The organism is Bacteroides caecimuris, assembly GCF_001688725.2.
GTDB lineage: Bacteria > Bacteroidota > Bacteroidia > Bacteroidales > Bacteroidaceae > Bacteroides > Bacteroides caecimuris.
The window spans coordinates 2,915,047-2,930,752 of record NZ_CP015401.2 but is presented as its reverse complement, the minus strand read 5'-3'; the positions used below and the strand labels follow the sequence as shown (position 1 = coordinate 2,930,752).

Annotated in this window: 15 protein-coding genes and 1 pseudogene; 13 read left to right on the top strand and 3 right to left on the bottom strand. The window is 43.3% G+C overall.

Annotated features, from left to right (window positions below):
* Positions 1-185 precede the first annotated feature (185 nt).
* The 4 genes from A4V03_RS12840 (at position 186) to A4V03_RS12825 (ending at position 3,902) form a co-directional block, all read left to right on the top strand.
* A complete protein-coding gene (locus tag A4V03_RS12840) occupies positions 186-839 on the top strand; it encodes a LysE family translocator (RefSeq protein WP_065539166.1) in 654 nt (217 codons plus the stop codon).
* A gap of 11 nt (positions 840-850) precedes the next feature.
* Positions 851-1,396 (top strand): DUF4924 family protein, encoded by a 546-nt coding sequence (locus A4V03_RS12835; RefSeq protein WP_065539165.1) that lies wholly within the window; start codon positions 851-853, stop codon positions 1,394-1,396.
* Complete coding sequence (rfbD, locus tag A4V03_RS12830; RefSeq protein WP_065539164.1) at positions 1,397-2,257, top strand: dTDP-4-dehydrorhamnose reductase; 861 nt, start codon at positions 1,397-1,399, stop codon at positions 2,255-2,257. It abuts the gene before it with no gap.
* A gap of 70 nt (positions 2,258-2,327) precedes the next feature.
* Positions 2,328-3,902, top strand: a complete 1,575-nt coding sequence (locus tag A4V03_RS12825; protein WP_024986730.1) for a peptide chain release factor 3 — start codon at positions 2,328-2,330, stop codon at positions 3,900-3,902.
* A gap of 187 nt (positions 3,903-4,089) precedes the next feature.
* On the opposite strand, the gene A4V03_RS12820 is transcribed toward A4V03_RS12825, so the two are convergent.
* Both A4V03_RS12820 and A4V03_RS12815 read right to left on the bottom strand, forming a co-directional pair.
* Positions 4,090-5,379 (bottom strand): sensor histidine kinase, encoded by a 1,290-nt coding sequence (locus A4V03_RS12820; RefSeq protein ID WP_236588633.1) that lies wholly within the window; start codon positions 5,377-5,379, stop codon positions 4,090-4,092.
* Between the two features lie 130 nt (positions 5,380-5,509).
* A complete protein-coding gene (locus A4V03_RS12815; RefSeq protein ID WP_065539162.1) occupies positions 5,510-6,208 on the bottom strand; it encodes a response regulator transcription factor in 699 nt (232 codons plus the stop codon).
* 185 nt (positions 6,209-6,393) lie between these two features.
* Here A4V03_RS12815 and A4V03_RS12810 point away from each other — a divergent pair, with 185 nt between their 5' ends.
* From A4V03_RS12810 to A4V03_RS12785, 9 genes and pseudogenes are all read left to right on the top strand, one after another.
* The gene (locus A4V03_RS12810; protein ID WP_065539161.1) at positions 6,394-7,368 is read left to right on the top strand and encodes a hypothetical protein; all 975 of its coding nucleotides are present in this window, start codon (positions 6,394-6,396) and stop codon (positions 7,366-7,368) included.
* 59 nt (positions 7,369-7,427) lie between these two features.
* Positions 7,428-8,459: a phosphate ABC transporter substrate-binding protein PstS gene (pstS, locus tag A4V03_RS21145; RefSeq protein ID WP_236588634.1), complete on the top strand. Its 1,032-nt coding sequence runs from the start codon at positions 7,428-7,430 to the stop codon at positions 8,457-8,459.
* A 12-nt stretch (positions 8,460-8,471) separates the two neighbouring features.
* Positions 8,472-9,329 (top strand): phosphate ABC transporter permease subunit PstC, encoded by an 858-nt coding sequence (gene pstC, locus A4V03_RS21140; protein ID WP_065539159.1) that lies wholly within the window; start codon positions 8,472-8,474, stop codon positions 9,327-9,329.
* A gap of 2 nt (positions 9,330-9,331) precedes the next feature.
* The gene (locus A4V03_RS20825; protein ID WP_135999279.1) at positions 9,332-9,517 is read left to right on the top strand and encodes a hypothetical protein; all 186 of its coding nucleotides are present in this window, start codon (positions 9,332-9,334) and stop codon (positions 9,515-9,517) included.
* Positions 9,478-9,603 (top strand): annotated as a pseudogene (locus A4V03_RS21680) (phosphate ABC transporter permease PstA); the annotation flags it as partial. The gene A4V03_RS20825 and the pseudogene A4V03_RS21680, both read left to right, overlap by 40 nt.
* Positions 9,591-10,358 (top strand): phosphate ABC transporter ATP-binding protein, encoded by a 768-nt coding sequence (locus A4V03_RS12800; RefSeq protein ID WP_065539158.1) that lies wholly within the window; start codon positions 9,591-9,593, stop codon positions 10,356-10,358. The pseudogene A4V03_RS21680 and the gene A4V03_RS12800, both read left to right, overlap by 13 nt.
* 598 nt (positions 10,359-10,956) lie before the next feature.
* Positions 10,957-11,217 (top strand): OadG family protein, encoded by a 261-nt coding sequence (locus A4V03_RS12795; protein ID WP_024986734.1) that lies wholly within the window; start codon positions 10,957-10,959, stop codon positions 11,215-11,217.
* A gap of 26 nt (positions 11,218-11,243) precedes the next feature.
* Complete coding sequence (locus A4V03_RS12790; protein WP_065539157.1) at positions 11,244-13,076, top strand: biotin/lipoyl-containing protein; 1,833 nt, start codon at positions 11,244-11,246, stop codon at positions 13,074-13,076.
* Positions 13,076-14,311, top strand: coding sequence for a sodium ion-translocating decarboxylase subunit beta (locus A4V03_RS12785; protein ID WP_024986735.1), 1,236 nt, complete (start codon positions 13,076-13,078; stop codon positions 14,309-14,311). The genes A4V03_RS12790 and A4V03_RS12785 overlap by 1 nt, the downstream gene beginning before the upstream one ends.
* Positions 14,312-14,364: 53 nt before the next feature.
* Here A4V03_RS12785 and A4V03_RS12780 read toward each other — a convergent pair whose 3' ends face one another.
* A complete protein-coding gene (locus A4V03_RS12780; RefSeq protein ID WP_065539156.1) occupies positions 14,365-15,636 on the bottom strand; it encodes a TolC family protein in 1,272 nt (423 codons plus the stop codon).
* Positions 15,637-15,706 lie beyond the last annotated feature (70 nt).

The window sequence follows — 15,706 nt, the reverse complement described above, 5'->3', positions numbered from 1 at the left end:
ATGGACTTGTAGCTTATTGCTGTATCGTAATGAATGAAACTAGAGAAACAAAAGGAATCATTCGTATTGCCTGTGTTTTCCAAGTGTCATTTTAAGTGTCCTTTGCTCCATGAAATAGGGGCGATTCGTTGGAAAAAACGTTAATATCCTATCCTTATATCATAAAAAAGTGCGATATTTGCAGAATGATTCAGATAGAGACAATATTCGATATATTAGTTAAAGGCTTTATTATTGGCGTTGTAGTGTCCGCACCTTTGGGGCCGGTGGGCGTATTGTGCATACAGCGGACATTGAACAAAGGGCGTTGGTATGGCTTTGTAACGGGACTGGGAGCCTCGTTGAGCGATATAGCCTACGCTTTGCTCACCGGTTATGGGATGAGTTTCGTTTTCGATTATATCAATAAAAACATTTTCTATTTGCAACTGTTGGGAAGCATCATGTTGCTACTTTTCGGTATATATACTTTCCGTAGCAATCCGGTGCAATCCATTCGTCCGGCTTCGTCCAACAAAGGTTCTTATTTCCATAATTTTATTACCGCTTTTTTTGTTACTCTATCCAATCCGTTGATAATCTTCCTGTTTATCGGACTTTTCGCCCGTTTTGCCTTTGTGCAGCAGGGCGTTTTGGTTTTTGAAGAGATAACGGGATATTTTGCGATTGCTGCCGGGGCGTTGACTTGGTGGTTGGGCATCACTTATTTTGTGAATAAAGTGCGTACCAAGTTCAATCTGCGTGGTATTTGGATGCTGAACCGTATCATTGGAAGTATTGTAATGCTGGTATCTATGGTAGGGCTGGTTTATACTTTGTTGGGAGAGTCACTTTATTAAGGGATAACATAATGAATCAGATAGCACAACAACTGAAAGAGAAAAATATTGCCGAATACCTTATATATATGTGGCAAGAGGAAGACTTGATCCGTGCCAATCATTGTGAACCGGAAGAGATGGAGGCAAATGTGATTGCACGCTATCCGGAAGAACAGCAGCCTGCCATGCGAGAATGGTACGTCAATTTGATTACGATGATGGGTGAGGAAGGAGTACGGGAAAAAGGGCATCTGCAGATTAATAAGAACGTGATTATCAATCTGACAGAATTGCATAATGCATTGTCCTCTTCTCCTAAATTTCCTTTTTACAGTGCTGCTTATTTCAAAGCATTACCGTTTATTGTAGAATTACGGAATAAAAACGGTAAGAAAGACGAACCCGAACTGGAAACCTGTTTTGAAGCGTTGTATGGAATACTCCTGCTTCGCCTTCAAAAGAAGCCTATCAGCGAAGGAACAGCCAAGGCAGTGGAAGCTATCACTAATTTCCTTTCGATGTTGGCAAATTATTATGATAAAGACCGTAAAGGTGAATTAAAACTGGATGAATAAATGAGAATTTTAGTAACAGGTGCCAACGGTCAGCTTGGCAATGAGATGCAGGTGCTTGCAAAAGAGAATCCGCAACATACGTATTATTTCACAGATGTGCAGGAACTCGATATCTGCGACAAGCAAGCTGTTTGGGCTTATATGGCAGAGAAGCAGATTGAGCTTATTGTGAATTGTGCTGCTTATACAGCTGTAGATAAAGCAGAAGATAATCAAGAATTAGCATACAAATTGAATTGTGAAGCACCGAAACAACTGGCAAGTGCGGCACAGGCCAATGGTGCTACCATGATACAAGTATCTACTGACTATGTATTTGACGGTACTGCGCATTCTCCATACACGGAAGAGTGCAATCCCAGCCCGGATTCAGTATATGGTACCACTAAACTGGAAGGAGAAAAGGAGGTAATGAATTGCTGTGAGAAAACAGCCGTGATTCGTACTGCATGGCTCTATTCCACTTTCGGTAATAATTTCGTAAAGACGATGATTCGTCTCGGAAAAGAGCGTGACAGCCTGGGAGTTGTTTTCGACCAAATAGGGACTCCGACGTATGCCAATGACTTGGCACGTGCTATCTATACTATTATAAATAAAGGTATAGTTCGCGGTATTTACCATTTCAGCAATGAGGGAGTTTGTTCCTGGTATGATTTCACGGTAGCTATTCATCGTCTGGCAGGGATAACCACCTGCAAAGTGAAACCTTTGCATACAGCCGAATATCCAGCGAAAGCAAACCGTCCGGCATATTCCGTGCTTGATAAAACAAAAATAAAAACAACGTTCGATATAGAGATTCCTCATTGGGAGGAGAGCCTCAAACAATGCATTGATAAAATTATGAAAGATGAATAATGGATGTAGGCTATGTTATTCCAGCATAGCTTATTCATGTTTTATAATTCATCATTCTAACTAAAAAACTATGGCAGATAATACAGAAATTTTGAGACGGCGGACGTTCGCCATTATTGCGCATCCGGATGCTGGTAAGACATCGCTGACGGAAAAGCTGTTGCTTTTCGGAGGTCAGATACAGGTGGCAGGTGCGGTAAAAAGTAATAAAATTAAAAAAACGGCTACGTCCGACTGGATGGAGATTGAGAAACAACGCGGTATTTCGGTAACGACTTCCGTGATGGAATTCGACTATCGGGACTATAAGATTAACATTCTCGATACTCCCGGTCACCAGGACTTTGCCGAAGATACATATCGCACATTGACAGCTGTAGACAGTGTTATCATCGTGGTAGACGGTGCGAAAGGTGTGGAAACGCAGACGCGTAAACTGATGGAGGTGTGCCGTATGAGAAAGACACCGGTAATTATCTTCGTCAACAAAATGGACCGTGAAGGAAAAGATCCGTTCGACTTGCTCGACGAACTTGAAGAGGAACTGATGATTCAGGTCCGTCCGTTGTCATGGCCGATTGAGCAGGGAGCACGTTTTAAAGGAGTATACAATATCTACGAACAGAAACTGGACTTGTATCAGCCATCCAAACAGGTGGTAACAGAGAAAGTGGCAGTCGATATTCATTCGGAAGAACTGGACCAACAGATTGGCAAGTCGTTGGCAGACAAGTTGCGTGGCGATTTGGAACTGATTGAGGGTGTTTATCCGGAATTTGATTCGGAATCCTATTTGGCGGGGGACTGTGCGCCTGTATTCTTCGGATCGGCGTTGAACAACTTTGGTGTGCAAGAGTTGCTGAACTGTTTTGTAGAGATAGCTCCCAGTCCTCGTCCTGTACAGGCAGAAGAGCGTGAAGTGAAACCTGACGAACCGAAATTCACTGGGTTTATCTTTAAGATTACCGCCAATATCGACCCGAACCATCGTTCGTGTGTGGCGTTTTGCAAGATTTGCTCCGGTAAGTTTGTCCGTAACGCTCCGTATATGCACGTGCGCCACGGCAAGACAATGCGTTTCTCCTCGCCCACGCAGTTTATGGCACAACGCAAGACAACGATTGACGAAGCATACGCAGGAGATATTATCGGTTTGCCTGATAACGGCACGTTCAAAATCGGCGATACGCTGACCGAAGGCGAGATGCTTCATTTCCGTGGTTTGCCCAGTTTCTCGCCGGAGATGTTCAAGTATATCGAGAATGCCGACCCGATGAAGCAGAAACAGTTGGCAAAAGGTATCGATCAGTTGATGGACGAAGGGGTGGCACAGCTGTTTGTCAACCAGTTCAACGGCCGCAAGATTATCGGTACGGTGGGGCAGTTGCAGTTTGAGGTCATCCAATACCGTTTGTTGAATGAATACAATGCATCGTGTCGCTGGGAGCCGGTCAGCCTTTACAAAGCGTGCTGGGTAGAGAGTGACGACCCGGCTGAATTGGAAGCCTTCAAGAAACGCAAATATCAGTATATGGCGAAGGATAGGGAAGGGCGTGATGTGTTCCTTGCCGACTCCGGGTATGTGCTGCAAATGGCGCAGATGGATTTCAAGAATATCCGCTTCCACTTTACGAGCGAGTTTTAAGAGGTAAAAAGAAAAAAGACGGTTTCAAACCGTCTTTTTTCTTTTGGGTGGAGTTGCTCTGGATATAACGGATGCAAATAACAGTGCAAGCACACGATTCGGCAGCCGGAATGGCAAGCACAGTCCGGGGATACCTATTGCACGTGGCAGAAGCAGTATGATAACTCTGTTGGTATAATGCTGTTAACTACTTTTTCAAAACAAAATCAAATCTCAATCCTCCATTTGGCCGGTTGCTGGCAGTTATGGTTCCTCCATGAAATTGTACAGCGTGTTTGACTATGGCAAGACCAAGCCCTGTGCCACCTTTTTGTCTTGAACGACCTTTATCAATTCGGTAGAATCGTTCAAATAGGCGTGTTAATTGTTTCTCTTCCACACCGCAACCATCATCCTCAAAGCGGATATGATACTCTTTGTTTTCGTTAGCGATAAGCGAGATATAGATGTTCCTACCTCCAGAATAGGCAATTGCATTTTCGGTGAGGTTGCGGAATATGGAGCCGATAAGCGAGAGATTACCATCTAATATCACTCGTTCGTTAAAGTTGGTATGTAGTGTCATACGTTCCTCGTCCGGCATTATCGTCAATTCTTCGGCAATCTCACACAGAATATCGTTGAGAACGACCTTCTCTTTGCTGATAAGCATACTTCCATCTTCCATTCTTGTTATTAAGGATACATCAGCCAATAATCGTCTAAGGCGTTCATTGTTTGTATAACACCGTTCTATAAGTTCTAGTCTTTTGTCTTCACTAAGATTGATGCCCGAAAGCAAGGTTTCAAGGCAGACTTGTATGGATGCCACAGGGGTTTTCAGTTCGTGGTTTATATTATTGGTAAGCTGACGCTTGATTCGCATTTTCTCTTGTTCCTCACGCAAAGTTGCCTCATAAGCAATATCTCTATCCCTAATGGTTTGTTGCCATTGAGCATAAAGTTGTACAATATGATTGGAAATAAAACCAAGTTCATCATTAGGAAATGGTTCATTCTCGTCAAAAACCTCTCCTTTTTTAGCCTTATCTGCAAACCTGTTTAGTCGTTCAATGGTCTTGCCAAGTCTTCTTGTTGCGAAATAAGCCAACACGCTCATCACTGAGCTGATGATAATCATTATTCCCAAGAAATCCCAGTCAGCCTTAAGTAACTCACGAAGTGTTGATGAGTAAGGAATAGCTGTACGGATTATAGCACGTTTGCCCTTTGTTGCAGAATAGAAATATTCACGTCCATCACTTGCTGATTGTCGTTCGATATGGTATCCGAATCCGTCATTTAATGCTGTTTCGATTTCGGGTCGATGGCGGTGATTGTCAAGAGAATCCGGTGAAATCATATTGTCATAAATAACAGCGCCGGAAAGAGCTATTATGGATATGCGAAGGTCATTGAAAGGCTTTTCGTGTGTCGCTATATACTCTTCGTATGACAAACCATCTTCTACAACTTCAAGAAGGTGGCAATTGTACATTTGAAGTTGTGCATTCAAGAAATCTGATTTGTATTGTTTTTCTCGCAGATATTGAAATCCGATGAAGGATAGGATTAGAGTCCATGAGAAAGCAAGCAACATAAGAAAAAGCCGCTTGTGGTAAGATATTTTAATCGCGGAAGCCATAACCAAAACCGGAACGAGTTACGATATACGAACCATATTTACCTATTTTAGAACGCAAACGGGTGATGTTTACATCAATAGTTCTGTCAAGAACAACCACCTCGTTACTCCATATACGGTTGAGAATTTGTTCGCGGGAACAAATCTTGCCTCGGTGGGAAATCAAATAACCCAACAATTCGAACTCCTTGCGAGCAAGCTTAACCTCTTCGCCATCTACAACACAGCGCTTGAATTCTAAATCAAGGTGCAACCCTTCCACCTTAAGTTTATTTGGCTTTTCAATAGTCGTAGTCACTGTTTTCTGTCCCGAAGTGCGCCTTAATACACTCTTTACACGAGCTATTACATTACGAATGGTGTATGGCTTCATTATATAATCGTCCGCACCAAGATTCAGCCCCATAACCATATCATCTTCCGTATCGCGAGCGGTGCAGAAAATAATCGGAATGTCAGCAGTAGTGATATCTGCTTTTAGCATCTTGGCCATTTTGATACCGCTGATTTCTCCCATCATTATATCAAGGAGTATCAAAGAATACTTCTTCAGATCCAGAAGCAAGGCTTCTTCCGCACTTAATGCTGTATCAACATCGTAGCCTTCATTTTCAAGATTGATTTTCAAGACTTCACATAGAGTCTCTTCATCATCCACTATCAATATACGTTCTGTTGCCATATACTTATATATTATGTGCTGCAAAATTATAGAGAAAAACCGAACTGAATATTATTCCAAATGATATTTAATGAAAATGTAATATTTTCAAGAAATCAGTATTTAACGAAAGCCTAATTTTTTTGAAACTCTTATGAAACAAGAAGTCCGTTCTTTTGCAGTGTCGAATTAAAACTGACGTGACAATGAAATTTATTATGGCAGGTCTTTTAGCCAGCATCGGTATTGCTACGCAGGCGCAGGATACCAAAACAGAGGAGCCGAAAGGCAAAGCGGTTGTTCAAGTGTTTGGAAATTTCCATACAGGTTTGGGAGCAGAAAATGACGACCGAGGCTTCGAGTTAGAAAGAAGTTACTTGGGTTATGAGTATAAACCCGGAAATGGATTGTCTGTAAAAGGTGTGATGGACATCGGCAAGTCTTCAGATGTAAGCGACTATCAACGCATTGCTTACATTAAAAATGCAATGGTTTCGTGGGAAACGGGAAATCTGACATTGAATGGAGGTCTTATTTCGACTACACAATTCAACTTTCAAGAGAAGTTCTGGGGTTATCGCTACATCATGAAGTCTTTCCAAGACGAATACAAGTTCGGTAGCAGTGCCGATTTGGGTATCTCGGCAGCCTACAGATTTGCAGGCTGGATTTCGGCTGATGCGATTATCGTAAATGGTGAGGGTTATAAGAAAATTCAGAAAAATGAGGGCCTTAATTATGGCTTGGGTGTAACACTTACCCCTGTAAAGGGCTTTCAGATTCGCTTGTATGGTGGTTTGAACGAGTGTGGAGAAGAAGGCAAAAGGGATACCGGAAACTTTGCAGCGTTTGCAGGATATAAGCACGAGAAATTTACCATCGGTGCTGAATACAACTATATGATGAACGCATCATATAATGAGGATGCTGACCAAAGTGGTTATTCAATCTTCGCTTCTGTAAATCTGCCAAAAGAGATCTCTTTGTACGTACGATTCGATGACTTATATTCAAAGAACGACTGGAATAAGGTAAAGGATGAATCTGCTGCAATTCTTGGAATTCAATTCAAGCTTGGCGAATATGTGAAGATAGCGCCTGATTTTAGGATGGCAATGCCTAAGGCTGATGGTGTAAAGAATAGCTATTCGGCATGCATAAATTGCTACTTTGGTTTCTAATAGAATAAACATTTAATAATTAATATTATTATGAAAAAAAGATCTCGTCAATTATAACATTGACACTTGCCATTGCAATGGTATCGTGTGGCGGTAATGCAACAAATGGTGGCCGTAAGGCTCAGGAACTTTCGGGAGCTGGTGCAACATTTCCTCTTCCTTTCTACAATGTGGTGTTTGAGAATTTTGCTCAGGTAAATGGTGATGTAGTTGCTTATGGGGGTATCGGTTCTGGCGGTGGTGTTCGTAACCTGCGTGATAAGATTGTTGATTTTGCCGGCAGTGATGCTTTCCTTACAGAAAAGGAAATGGCTGATATGGCTCCCGTAGTTCATGTTCCGACTTGTATGGGTGCAGTGGTTGTAGCCTACAATTTAGATGGCGTAAAGGAGTTGAAACTTACAGGTGAGGTTATTGCAGACATCTTTGCTGGAGAGATTAAGATGTGGAACGATGAGCGTTTGGCAGCTCTTAACCCCGATGTAACACTTCCTGCAGAAGCAATCATTCCCGTATTCCGTTCGGATGGTTCGGGAACCACCTTCGTATTCACCGATTATCTCACAAAGGTTAGTCCTATGTGGAAGGAGAAGTTTGGTGCAGGCAAGTCGGTAAACTTCTCTTCGGGACAGGCTGCGAAGGGTAATCCGGGGGTTGCAGGCGTGATTTCACAGACCAAGAACTCAATCGGTTATGTAAGCTCTGAGTACGCGTTCACACTGAAAATTCCATATGCACGCATCCAGAATGTAAGAGGCGAATTTGTGTTACCATCGTCTGCAACAATTTCAGCAGCAGCTTCGGGTGTAATTCCTGCTGATACTCGTACTTCAATCACAAATGTAGATGCAGTCGGTGCTTATCCGATATCTACATTCACTTGGATGATTATCTACAAGGAGCAGAATTACTCAGACCGTAGCAAGGAGCAGGCGGAGGCTACACTCGATTTGTTGAAGTATATCCTCTCTGACGAGGTACAGAATATCACCTCGGAGGTTCACTATGCTCCACTTCCTGCAAAGACAAAAGAATTAAATATGACTAACTTGAAAACTGTGACATACGACGGAGTTGCGATCCTCCAGTAAAAACAACAATCTATGAACGATAAACTTTACAGAATAATATTGTTTGTAGCAACATTGATTATGCCGATAGTGTGCGGGGGCATTGTTTATGCCCTTGTCACTGATGCTTATGATGCGTTCGAACATTTCGGTTTTTTGAAATTTCTAACCTCTTCGGAGTGGAGCTATATCGAAGGTAATGAGCAGTATGGCGCTTTGCCATTCATTACAGGTACGCTGATGACCACACTCTTGGCTCTTATCTTTTGCATACCATTCTCGCTGCCCGTGGCACTTTTCGTTGGTGAATATTTCAAGGAGACAAAGGTTGCATTGGTACTAAGTACCGTAACAGACTTGTTGGCAGGCATTCCCTCTATCGTTTATGGTTTGTGGGGGTTCTACACCTTGCGACCAATTATTATGGCGCTTAATATTTCTCCGCAAGGCTCGGGCGTACTAACCGCATCACTTGTTTTGGCGATAATGATTATTCCCTACGCTGTATCGCTTAGTGCGGAATTCATAAAGATGGTGCCAAACGACCTGAAAGAAGGAGCATATAGCCTGGGAGCAACACGTGCTGAGGTTGTAAGAAAAATCATTTTTCCTGTAGCTGGTTCAGGTATATTTTCATCATATGTATTGGCTATAGGTCGTGCATTGGGTGAAACAATGACTGTAACAATGCTTATTGGAAATACCAATAATATTCCAAATTCAATCACATCTACAGGTAATTCAATGGCTTCAATTATCGCCAACCAGTTTGGCGAGGCCAACGATTTACGTCTTTCATCTTTGATTGCCCTAGGATTGGTATTGTTTCTAATTACTGCTCTTATCAATATGATTGGTAAGATAATGATTAAACGCGCAAAAATAGTTTAGTTATGAATAAATTGAGAATTAAACATCGTTTGGCAAAAGACAAGTTGATGCTTTGGGGCATTTGCTTGTTGGCGGCACTTACTGCCGTTCCGTTGCTTGCTATCTTGGGAGAGGTATTATTACGTGGTTATGATCAGCTATCTTGGGCATATGGGAGTTCTTCAACGACCCTAACCTACAAGAGTTGATTTGGGGTGCATCGCTCTTCCTCTTGTTATTCGTACTTACTTTGAACCTTACCGCCAAATATCTTGCAAAGAAATGGAATCAGTAACACCTATACTTGAATTTAAGAAGACTTGCGTATCATATACCAAGCAAACAATGGCCGTAAAATATGTATCGGCAGTCATAGAAAAGAATACAATCACAGCAATAATGGGACCTTCGGGATGTGGTAAATCTACATTGCTTCGCGCTGTGAACCTTATGCACAATCTCTATCAGAATATCCGCGTAGATGGCGAGATTTTGCTCAATGGTGAGAATATCCTTTCAATGGAACCTATCGATGTTCGCCGTCGTGTGGGTATGGTCTTCCAACGTCCTGCACCGTTCCCCACAATGAGTATCTATGACAATGTTCTGTCGGGATTTGCATTGAATGGCATCAAACTCTCCAAGGCAGAGAAGGAGGCTACTGTTGAGCGTTGCTTGCGTAGTGTTGCCCTTTGGGACGAAGTTAAAGATGTATTGAACAAGAAAGGTACATTTCTCTCGGGTGGTCAGCAACAACGCTTGTGCATTGCCCGTGCATTGGCAATGAAACCCGATGTGCTGTTGATGGACGAGCCAACATCAGCTCTTGACCCTATTGCAACGAAGCATATCGAGGAACTTTTGCTCGAACTTCAAAAGGAGGTTACAATCTTGATTGTAACTCATAATATGGGACAGGCAAAGCGTATATCATCGAAATCGATGTTTATGTACTTGGGAGAACTGGTTGAGTACGGAGATACTGGAACGATGTTTACAAACCCTGTTGACGAGCGTACAAAGGCTTATTTGACAGGAAAGATGGGTTAATTCAAAATTTTGCTTATTAAAATATTTTGCAGATGAAGAGGTTTTTTTGAGATTCTTTTCGCTTTGCACTTGGTTGCTTCCCTCGTCCGACTTGGGTATCATTTGCTTTTAATCGAGGAATGATAATAATAACTCATTCAGGTGCTCATCATTCTTAAACTCAGATTTAATGCCAAGACTTATACTGCGTCTAATACCAGTGACTATACCTGCATACGGTAATGAAAATATGGCATTACTGAACAAAAAATGTTATGGGAAAACGATGTTTCAACTTTAATATCCTTGACATTTAATCCATAGTCCGGGAGTGTACCTAGACTATGGATTTCTACTCGATTATCAAAGATAAAGATTCGTATAGGGCATTGACGAACCAGTGGACGATGAACCATTGATGATGTAAAGTTAGCAATAAGATTATCGGTATTAAAGAGGAAAAAAGAAATGTGGAGGAAGCAGAACTTTACATAAATGGTTGTTGACAAAGCATTCATTTAATTTTTATTATCTCTTTTCTGATGAATTTTCTTATAAAAAAATGGTAAATTCGGACGCTTTTTGAATAAACGGCTTCAATTACTAATAATTTATTTATATGGAAAATATCGAAACAGCGATCCTGCTGATGGTGGTCGGAATGGCTACTGTATTTGTTATTCTGCTGATTGTGATTTGTTTAGGTAAGTTGCTGATTACATTAGTCAACAAGTATGCCCCTGAAGAAGTGGTTTCTGTGAAGCGGGAAGCATCGCAAGGTCCTGCTCCTATTCCGGGAAACATCTTAGCCGCCATTACAGCTGCTGTAAATGTGGTGACACACGGTAAAGGAAAAATCACTAAAGTAGAAAAATTATAAATCTATAAAGCATATCACTGAAAGACATGAAAAGAGAAGTAAAATTTAGTTTGGTTTTCCGAGATATGTGGCAATCTGCCGGAAAATACGTACCTCGTGTAGACCAACTCGTAAAGGTAGCTCCTGCCATCATTGAAATGGGCTGTTTTGCCCGCGTAGAAACAAACGGCGGAGGTTTTGAACAGGTAAATTTATTGTTTGGTGAAAACCCGAATAAAGCGGTGCGCGAATGGACGAAACCGTTCCACGAAGCCGGTATTCAAACCCACATGCTCGACCGCGCACTGAACGGACTCCGTATGAGCCCCGTTCCGGCAGACGTCCGCAAATTATTCTACAAAGTAAAGAAAGCGCAAGGAACAGACATTACCCGTACGTTCTGCGGATTGAACGACGTGCGTAACATTGCTCCTTCCATCACATACGCAAAGGAAGCCGGCATGATTTCGCAATGCTCGCTTTGCATCACTCATTCGCCTATCCATACCGTGGAGTACTACACCAATATGGCGCTGGAACTTATCAAACTGGGAGCAGACGAAATCTGTATCAAAGACATGGCAGGAATCGGTCGCCCTGTATCGTTAGGTAAGATCGTAGCAAATATCAAGGCGGCGCATCCCGAAATCCCTATCCAGTATCACAGCCATGCAGGTCCCGGATTCAATATGGCAAGCATCCTCGAAGTATGCGAAGCCGGTTGCGACTACATCGACGTAGGTATGGAACCACTATCATGGGGAACAGGTCACGCAGACTTGCTTAGCGTGCAGGCGATGCTGAAAGACGCCGGATATCAAGTGCCCGAAATCAATATGGAAGCCTACATGAAAGTACGTGGCATGATTCAGGAATTTATGGACGACTTCCTCGGCTTGTATATCAGCCCGAAAAACCGTCTGATGAACTCTTTGCTGATTGCTCCCGGACTTCCCGGCGGTATGATGGGTAGTTTGATGGCCGATCTCGAATCCAATCTGGAATCAATCAATAAATATAAGGCAAAACGCAATTTGCCGTTTATGACGCAGGACCAGTTGCTCATTAAGCTCTTTGACGAAGTGGCATACGTATGGCCTCGTGTCGGTTATCCTCCGTTGGTGACTCCGTTCAGTCAGTATGTGAAGAACCTCGCTATGATGAACGTGATGGCTATGGAGAAAGGCAAGGAACGTTGGGGAATGATTGCCGATGATATCTGGGATATGATTCTGGGTAAAGCCGGACGTCTGCCGGGCAAACTTGCTCCCGAAATCGTTGAAAAGGCTGAACGTGAAGGTCGTAAGTTCTTCGAAGGTGATCCGCAGAATAACTATCCCGATGCTCTCGACAAATATCGCAAACTGATGAAAGAGAACAAATGGGAAGTGGGACAGGACGACGAAGAACTCTTTGAATATGCGATGCACCCGGCTCAATATGAGGCTTATAAGAGCGGCAAGGCGAAAGAAGATTTCTTGGCAGACGTGGCCAAACGCCGTGCCGAGAAAGATAAGTCGCCGACAGAAGATGCCAAACCGAAGACGCTGACTGTACAAGTGGACGGACAGGCTTATCGTGTGACGGTAGCATACGGTGATGCCGAACTGCCTGTTGCGCCTGCGGGTGCTGCTGCTCCGGCAGGAGAGGGCAAAGAGGTGCTTTCACCACTGGAAGGCAAGTTCTTCTTGGTGAAGAATGCGCAGGAAACTGCTTTGAAAGTAGGCGATGCGGTGAAAGAGGGTGATGTAATCTGCTATGTAGAAGCGATGAAAACCTACAATGCTATTCGTGCGGAGTTTGGCGGTACGGTGACTGCTATTTGTGTCAACCCGGGAGATGCTGTATCAGAAGATGACATATTAATGAAGATAGGATAATGAACGAAATATTTGAGAACTTATATGACATGACTGCGTTCAGCAATATCATTGCCGAACCGCAGTTCCTGATAATGTATGCTATTGCGTTCGTTCTGCTCTATCTGGGTATTAAGAAACAGTACGAGCCGCTGTTGCTTATTCCTATTGCTTTCGGTGTGTTGTTAGCCAACTTCCCCGGAGGAGATATGGGCGTGATTCAGGCGGACGAAAATGGTATGGTGATGGTAAACGGAGTGCTGAAGAACATCTGGGAAATGCCTTTGCATGACATTGCCCACGAGTTGGGGCTGATGAACTTCATCTACTATATGTTGATTAAAACAGGTTTTCTGCCACCGATCATCTTTATGGGGGTTGGTGCGTTGACGGACTTCGGGCCGATGTTACGTAACTTGCATCTTTCTATATTCGGTGCAGCCGCACAGTTGGGTATCTTTACCGTATTGCTGGTGGCTATCCTGATGGGATTCACTCCACAAGAAGCCGCGTCTCTAGGTATTATCGGTGGGGCGGATGGTCCGACAGCCATCTTTACCACTATCAAATTGGCGCCGCATTTGCTGGGACCGATTGCTATTGCCGCTTATTCGTATATGGCGCTCGTTCCGGTGATTATTCCGCTGGTAGTGAAACTGTTCTGCACGAAGAAAGAGTTGTGCATCAACATGAAAGAACAGGAAAAGATGTATCCTTCGAAGACTGAAATCAAGAATCTGCGTGTATTGAAGATTATCTTCCCGATTGTGGTAACTACCGTTGTTGCCCTCTTCGTGCCAAGTGCAGTGCCTTTGGTGGGTATGTTGATGTTTGGTAACCTGGTGAAAGAAATCGGAACCAATACATTCCGTTTGTTCGATGCTGCTTCCAATAGCATCATGAATGCTGCTACCATCTTCCTCGGGCTGTCCGTAGGAGCAACGATGACAGCCGAAGCATTCCTCAATTGGACAACAATCGGTATTGTAATCGGTGGATTCCTTGCATTTGCACTTTCTATAACCGGTGGCATTTTCTTTGTGAAACTGGTAAATCTCTTCTCGAAGAAGAAAATCAATCCGCTTATCGGCGCCACTGGTTTGAGTGCCGTTCCGATGGCGAGCCGTGTAGCCAATGAGATTGCTTTGAAGTATGATCCGAAGAATCACGTATTGCAATATTGCATGGCAAGCAACATCTCCGGAGTAATCGGTTCTGCCGTAGCTGCGGGTGTGTTGATCTCCTTCCTTGCGTAACGCTGAATGTAACTGATATTATAAAAAAAGAGGCTTTTCAAAGCCTCTTTTTTTTATTCACTAATCACCTTTCTGTATTCCGCTACCGCCATCTTTTCCGACAGATACGCGTTAATCAGATTGGTGTACGCTTGTGTCCATGACAATTGTGCGGAGAGTACATCCACCATATTTGCCTTTCCCTCATTATAAGAGAAAGAAACCAAGTCGAGATTCTCATTGGCCAGATTCATAGTCTCTTTGGCGGTTTTCACTTGATATTCCGTTTCCGTCAGTTTGGTCAGGGCGGCAGAAAGTTCTTCGTTGATATTATCCGCCACATAACTTTGTTGCAGTTTCTGTATGCTGATATACGCTTTCTGCTGACGGTTGGTTTTGAACCGGGCTCCCCAACGGAAGATCGGTATATTCAGGTTAATGCCGACGATGGGATTGAAAGAAACATCATAACCGAGGTTAGGTGTTGCTGTAGCCCATCCGCCGCTGAAATACATATTCAATTGCGGATTGAACTGGCTAAGAGCCGCTTTGCGTTGCGCCTGACTTTTCATGATATTCACCTCCGTACTTTCGTAATCCGCACGACGTTGCAGTACATTCTCCAGAGAAAGGATCTGCACCGGAGCGGAAGCTGCGTCAATTGTGTACAGACTGTCTACGGGATTGTTCGGCTCTTCTCCCATCAGGATATTCAGCTTTTGCAGCGCCAGCGTATAATTCTGACGCGCCTTGATGTATTGCAATTCCGCTTCTTTCAGCCGGGTGGAAATCATTAATAAGTCCGTTCGGCTAATCATACCGTCGTTAAAACGATCCTGAATGATGTCATGCTGTTGCTTCACGATATTTTGATACTTGTCCGCCGCCTGCAACATAGCCTGTGAAGCGGAAGCATTCCAGTAGACCGCATCACTCTGATAATGAATCTGGTCGATAGTGAGCTCTTCATTTAGTTGATTTAGCCTTTCATCCGCTTGGGCAATCTTGTGCTGCGCGTTGAGTGCCCCGCCCATGTACAACGGTTGCGAGACGATAAATACACCTTGATAGGTATGGTTACGGTATTCGCCTACCGGTTCGTTCCAGGCATTAAGGTCGCTCATGTTGAGGGTCCCGTCCGCATTGACATCAATTTTAGGCAAGAATCCCGTGTGAGCAATCTTCCGTGCTTCCGTACTTGCCATCGTCTTTAGTTTCTGTTGCTTCAGGATTTGACTGTAAGCTTCCACTTTATTCCGGTAAGTTTCCCGGCTGAGAGATGGTTGCTGTGCCTCGGCTGTGAGGCCGAGGAGCAGCAGAGACAGAGTGATAAGTTGAGTTTTCATTTCGCTAATTGTAAATAATAAATTCGAATTTTAGAATGAATGCAATGTAATTGCTGACCGGGCGCATCCG

Excerpts from the sequence above, each read along its gene's own strand:
- A4V03_RS12840 (WP_065539166.1), top strand. The coding sequence starts at position 186 with ATGATTCAGATAGAGACAATATTCGATATATTAGTTAAAGGCTTTATT.
- A4V03_RS12835 (WP_065539165.1), top strand. The coding sequence starts at position 851 with ATGAATCAGATAGCACAACAACTGAAAGAGAAAAATATTGCCGAATAC.
- rfbD (WP_065539164.1), top strand. The coding sequence starts at position 1,397 with ATGAGAATTTTAGTAACAGGTGCCAACGGTCAGCTTGGCAATGAGATG.
- A4V03_RS12825 (WP_024986730.1), top strand. The coding sequence starts at position 2,328 with ATGGCAGATAATACAGAAATTTTGAGACGGCGGACGTTCGCCATTATT.
- A4V03_RS12820 (WP_236588633.1), bottom strand. The coding sequence starts at position 5,379 with ATGTACAATTGCCACCTTCTTGAAGTTGTAGAAGATGGTTTGTCATAC.
- A4V03_RS12815 (WP_065539162.1), bottom strand. The coding sequence starts at position 6,208 with ATGGCAACAGAACGTATATTGATAGTGGATGATGAAGAGACTCTATGT.
- A4V03_RS12810 (WP_065539161.1), top strand. The coding sequence starts at position 6,394 with ATGAAATTTATTATGGCAGGTCTTTTAGCCAGCATCGGTATTGCTACG.
- pstC (WP_065539159.1), top strand. The coding sequence starts at position 8,472 with ATGAACGATAAACTTTACAGAATAATATTGTTTGTAGCAACATTGATT.
- A4V03_RS20825 (WP_135999279.1), top strand. The coding sequence starts at position 9,332 with ATGAATAAATTGAGAATTAAACATCGTTTGGCAAAAGACAAGTTGATG.
- A4V03_RS12800 (WP_065539158.1), top strand. The coding sequence starts at position 9,591 with ATGGAATCAGTAACACCTATACTTGAATTTAAGAAGACTTGCGTATCA.
- A4V03_RS12795 (WP_024986734.1), top strand. The coding sequence starts at position 10,957 with ATGGAAAATATCGAAACAGCGATCCTGCTGATGGTGGTCGGAATGGCT.
- A4V03_RS12790 (WP_065539157.1), top strand. The coding sequence starts at position 11,244 with ATGAAAAGAGAAGTAAAATTTAGTTTGGTTTTCCGAGATATGTGGCAA.
- A4V03_RS12785 (WP_024986735.1), top strand. The coding sequence starts at position 13,076 with ATGAACGAAATATTTGAGAACTTATATGACATGACTGCGTTCAGCAAT.
- A4V03_RS12780 (WP_065539156.1), bottom strand. The coding sequence starts at position 15,636 with ATGAAAACTCAACTTATCACTCTGTCTCTGCTGCTCCTCGGCCTCACA.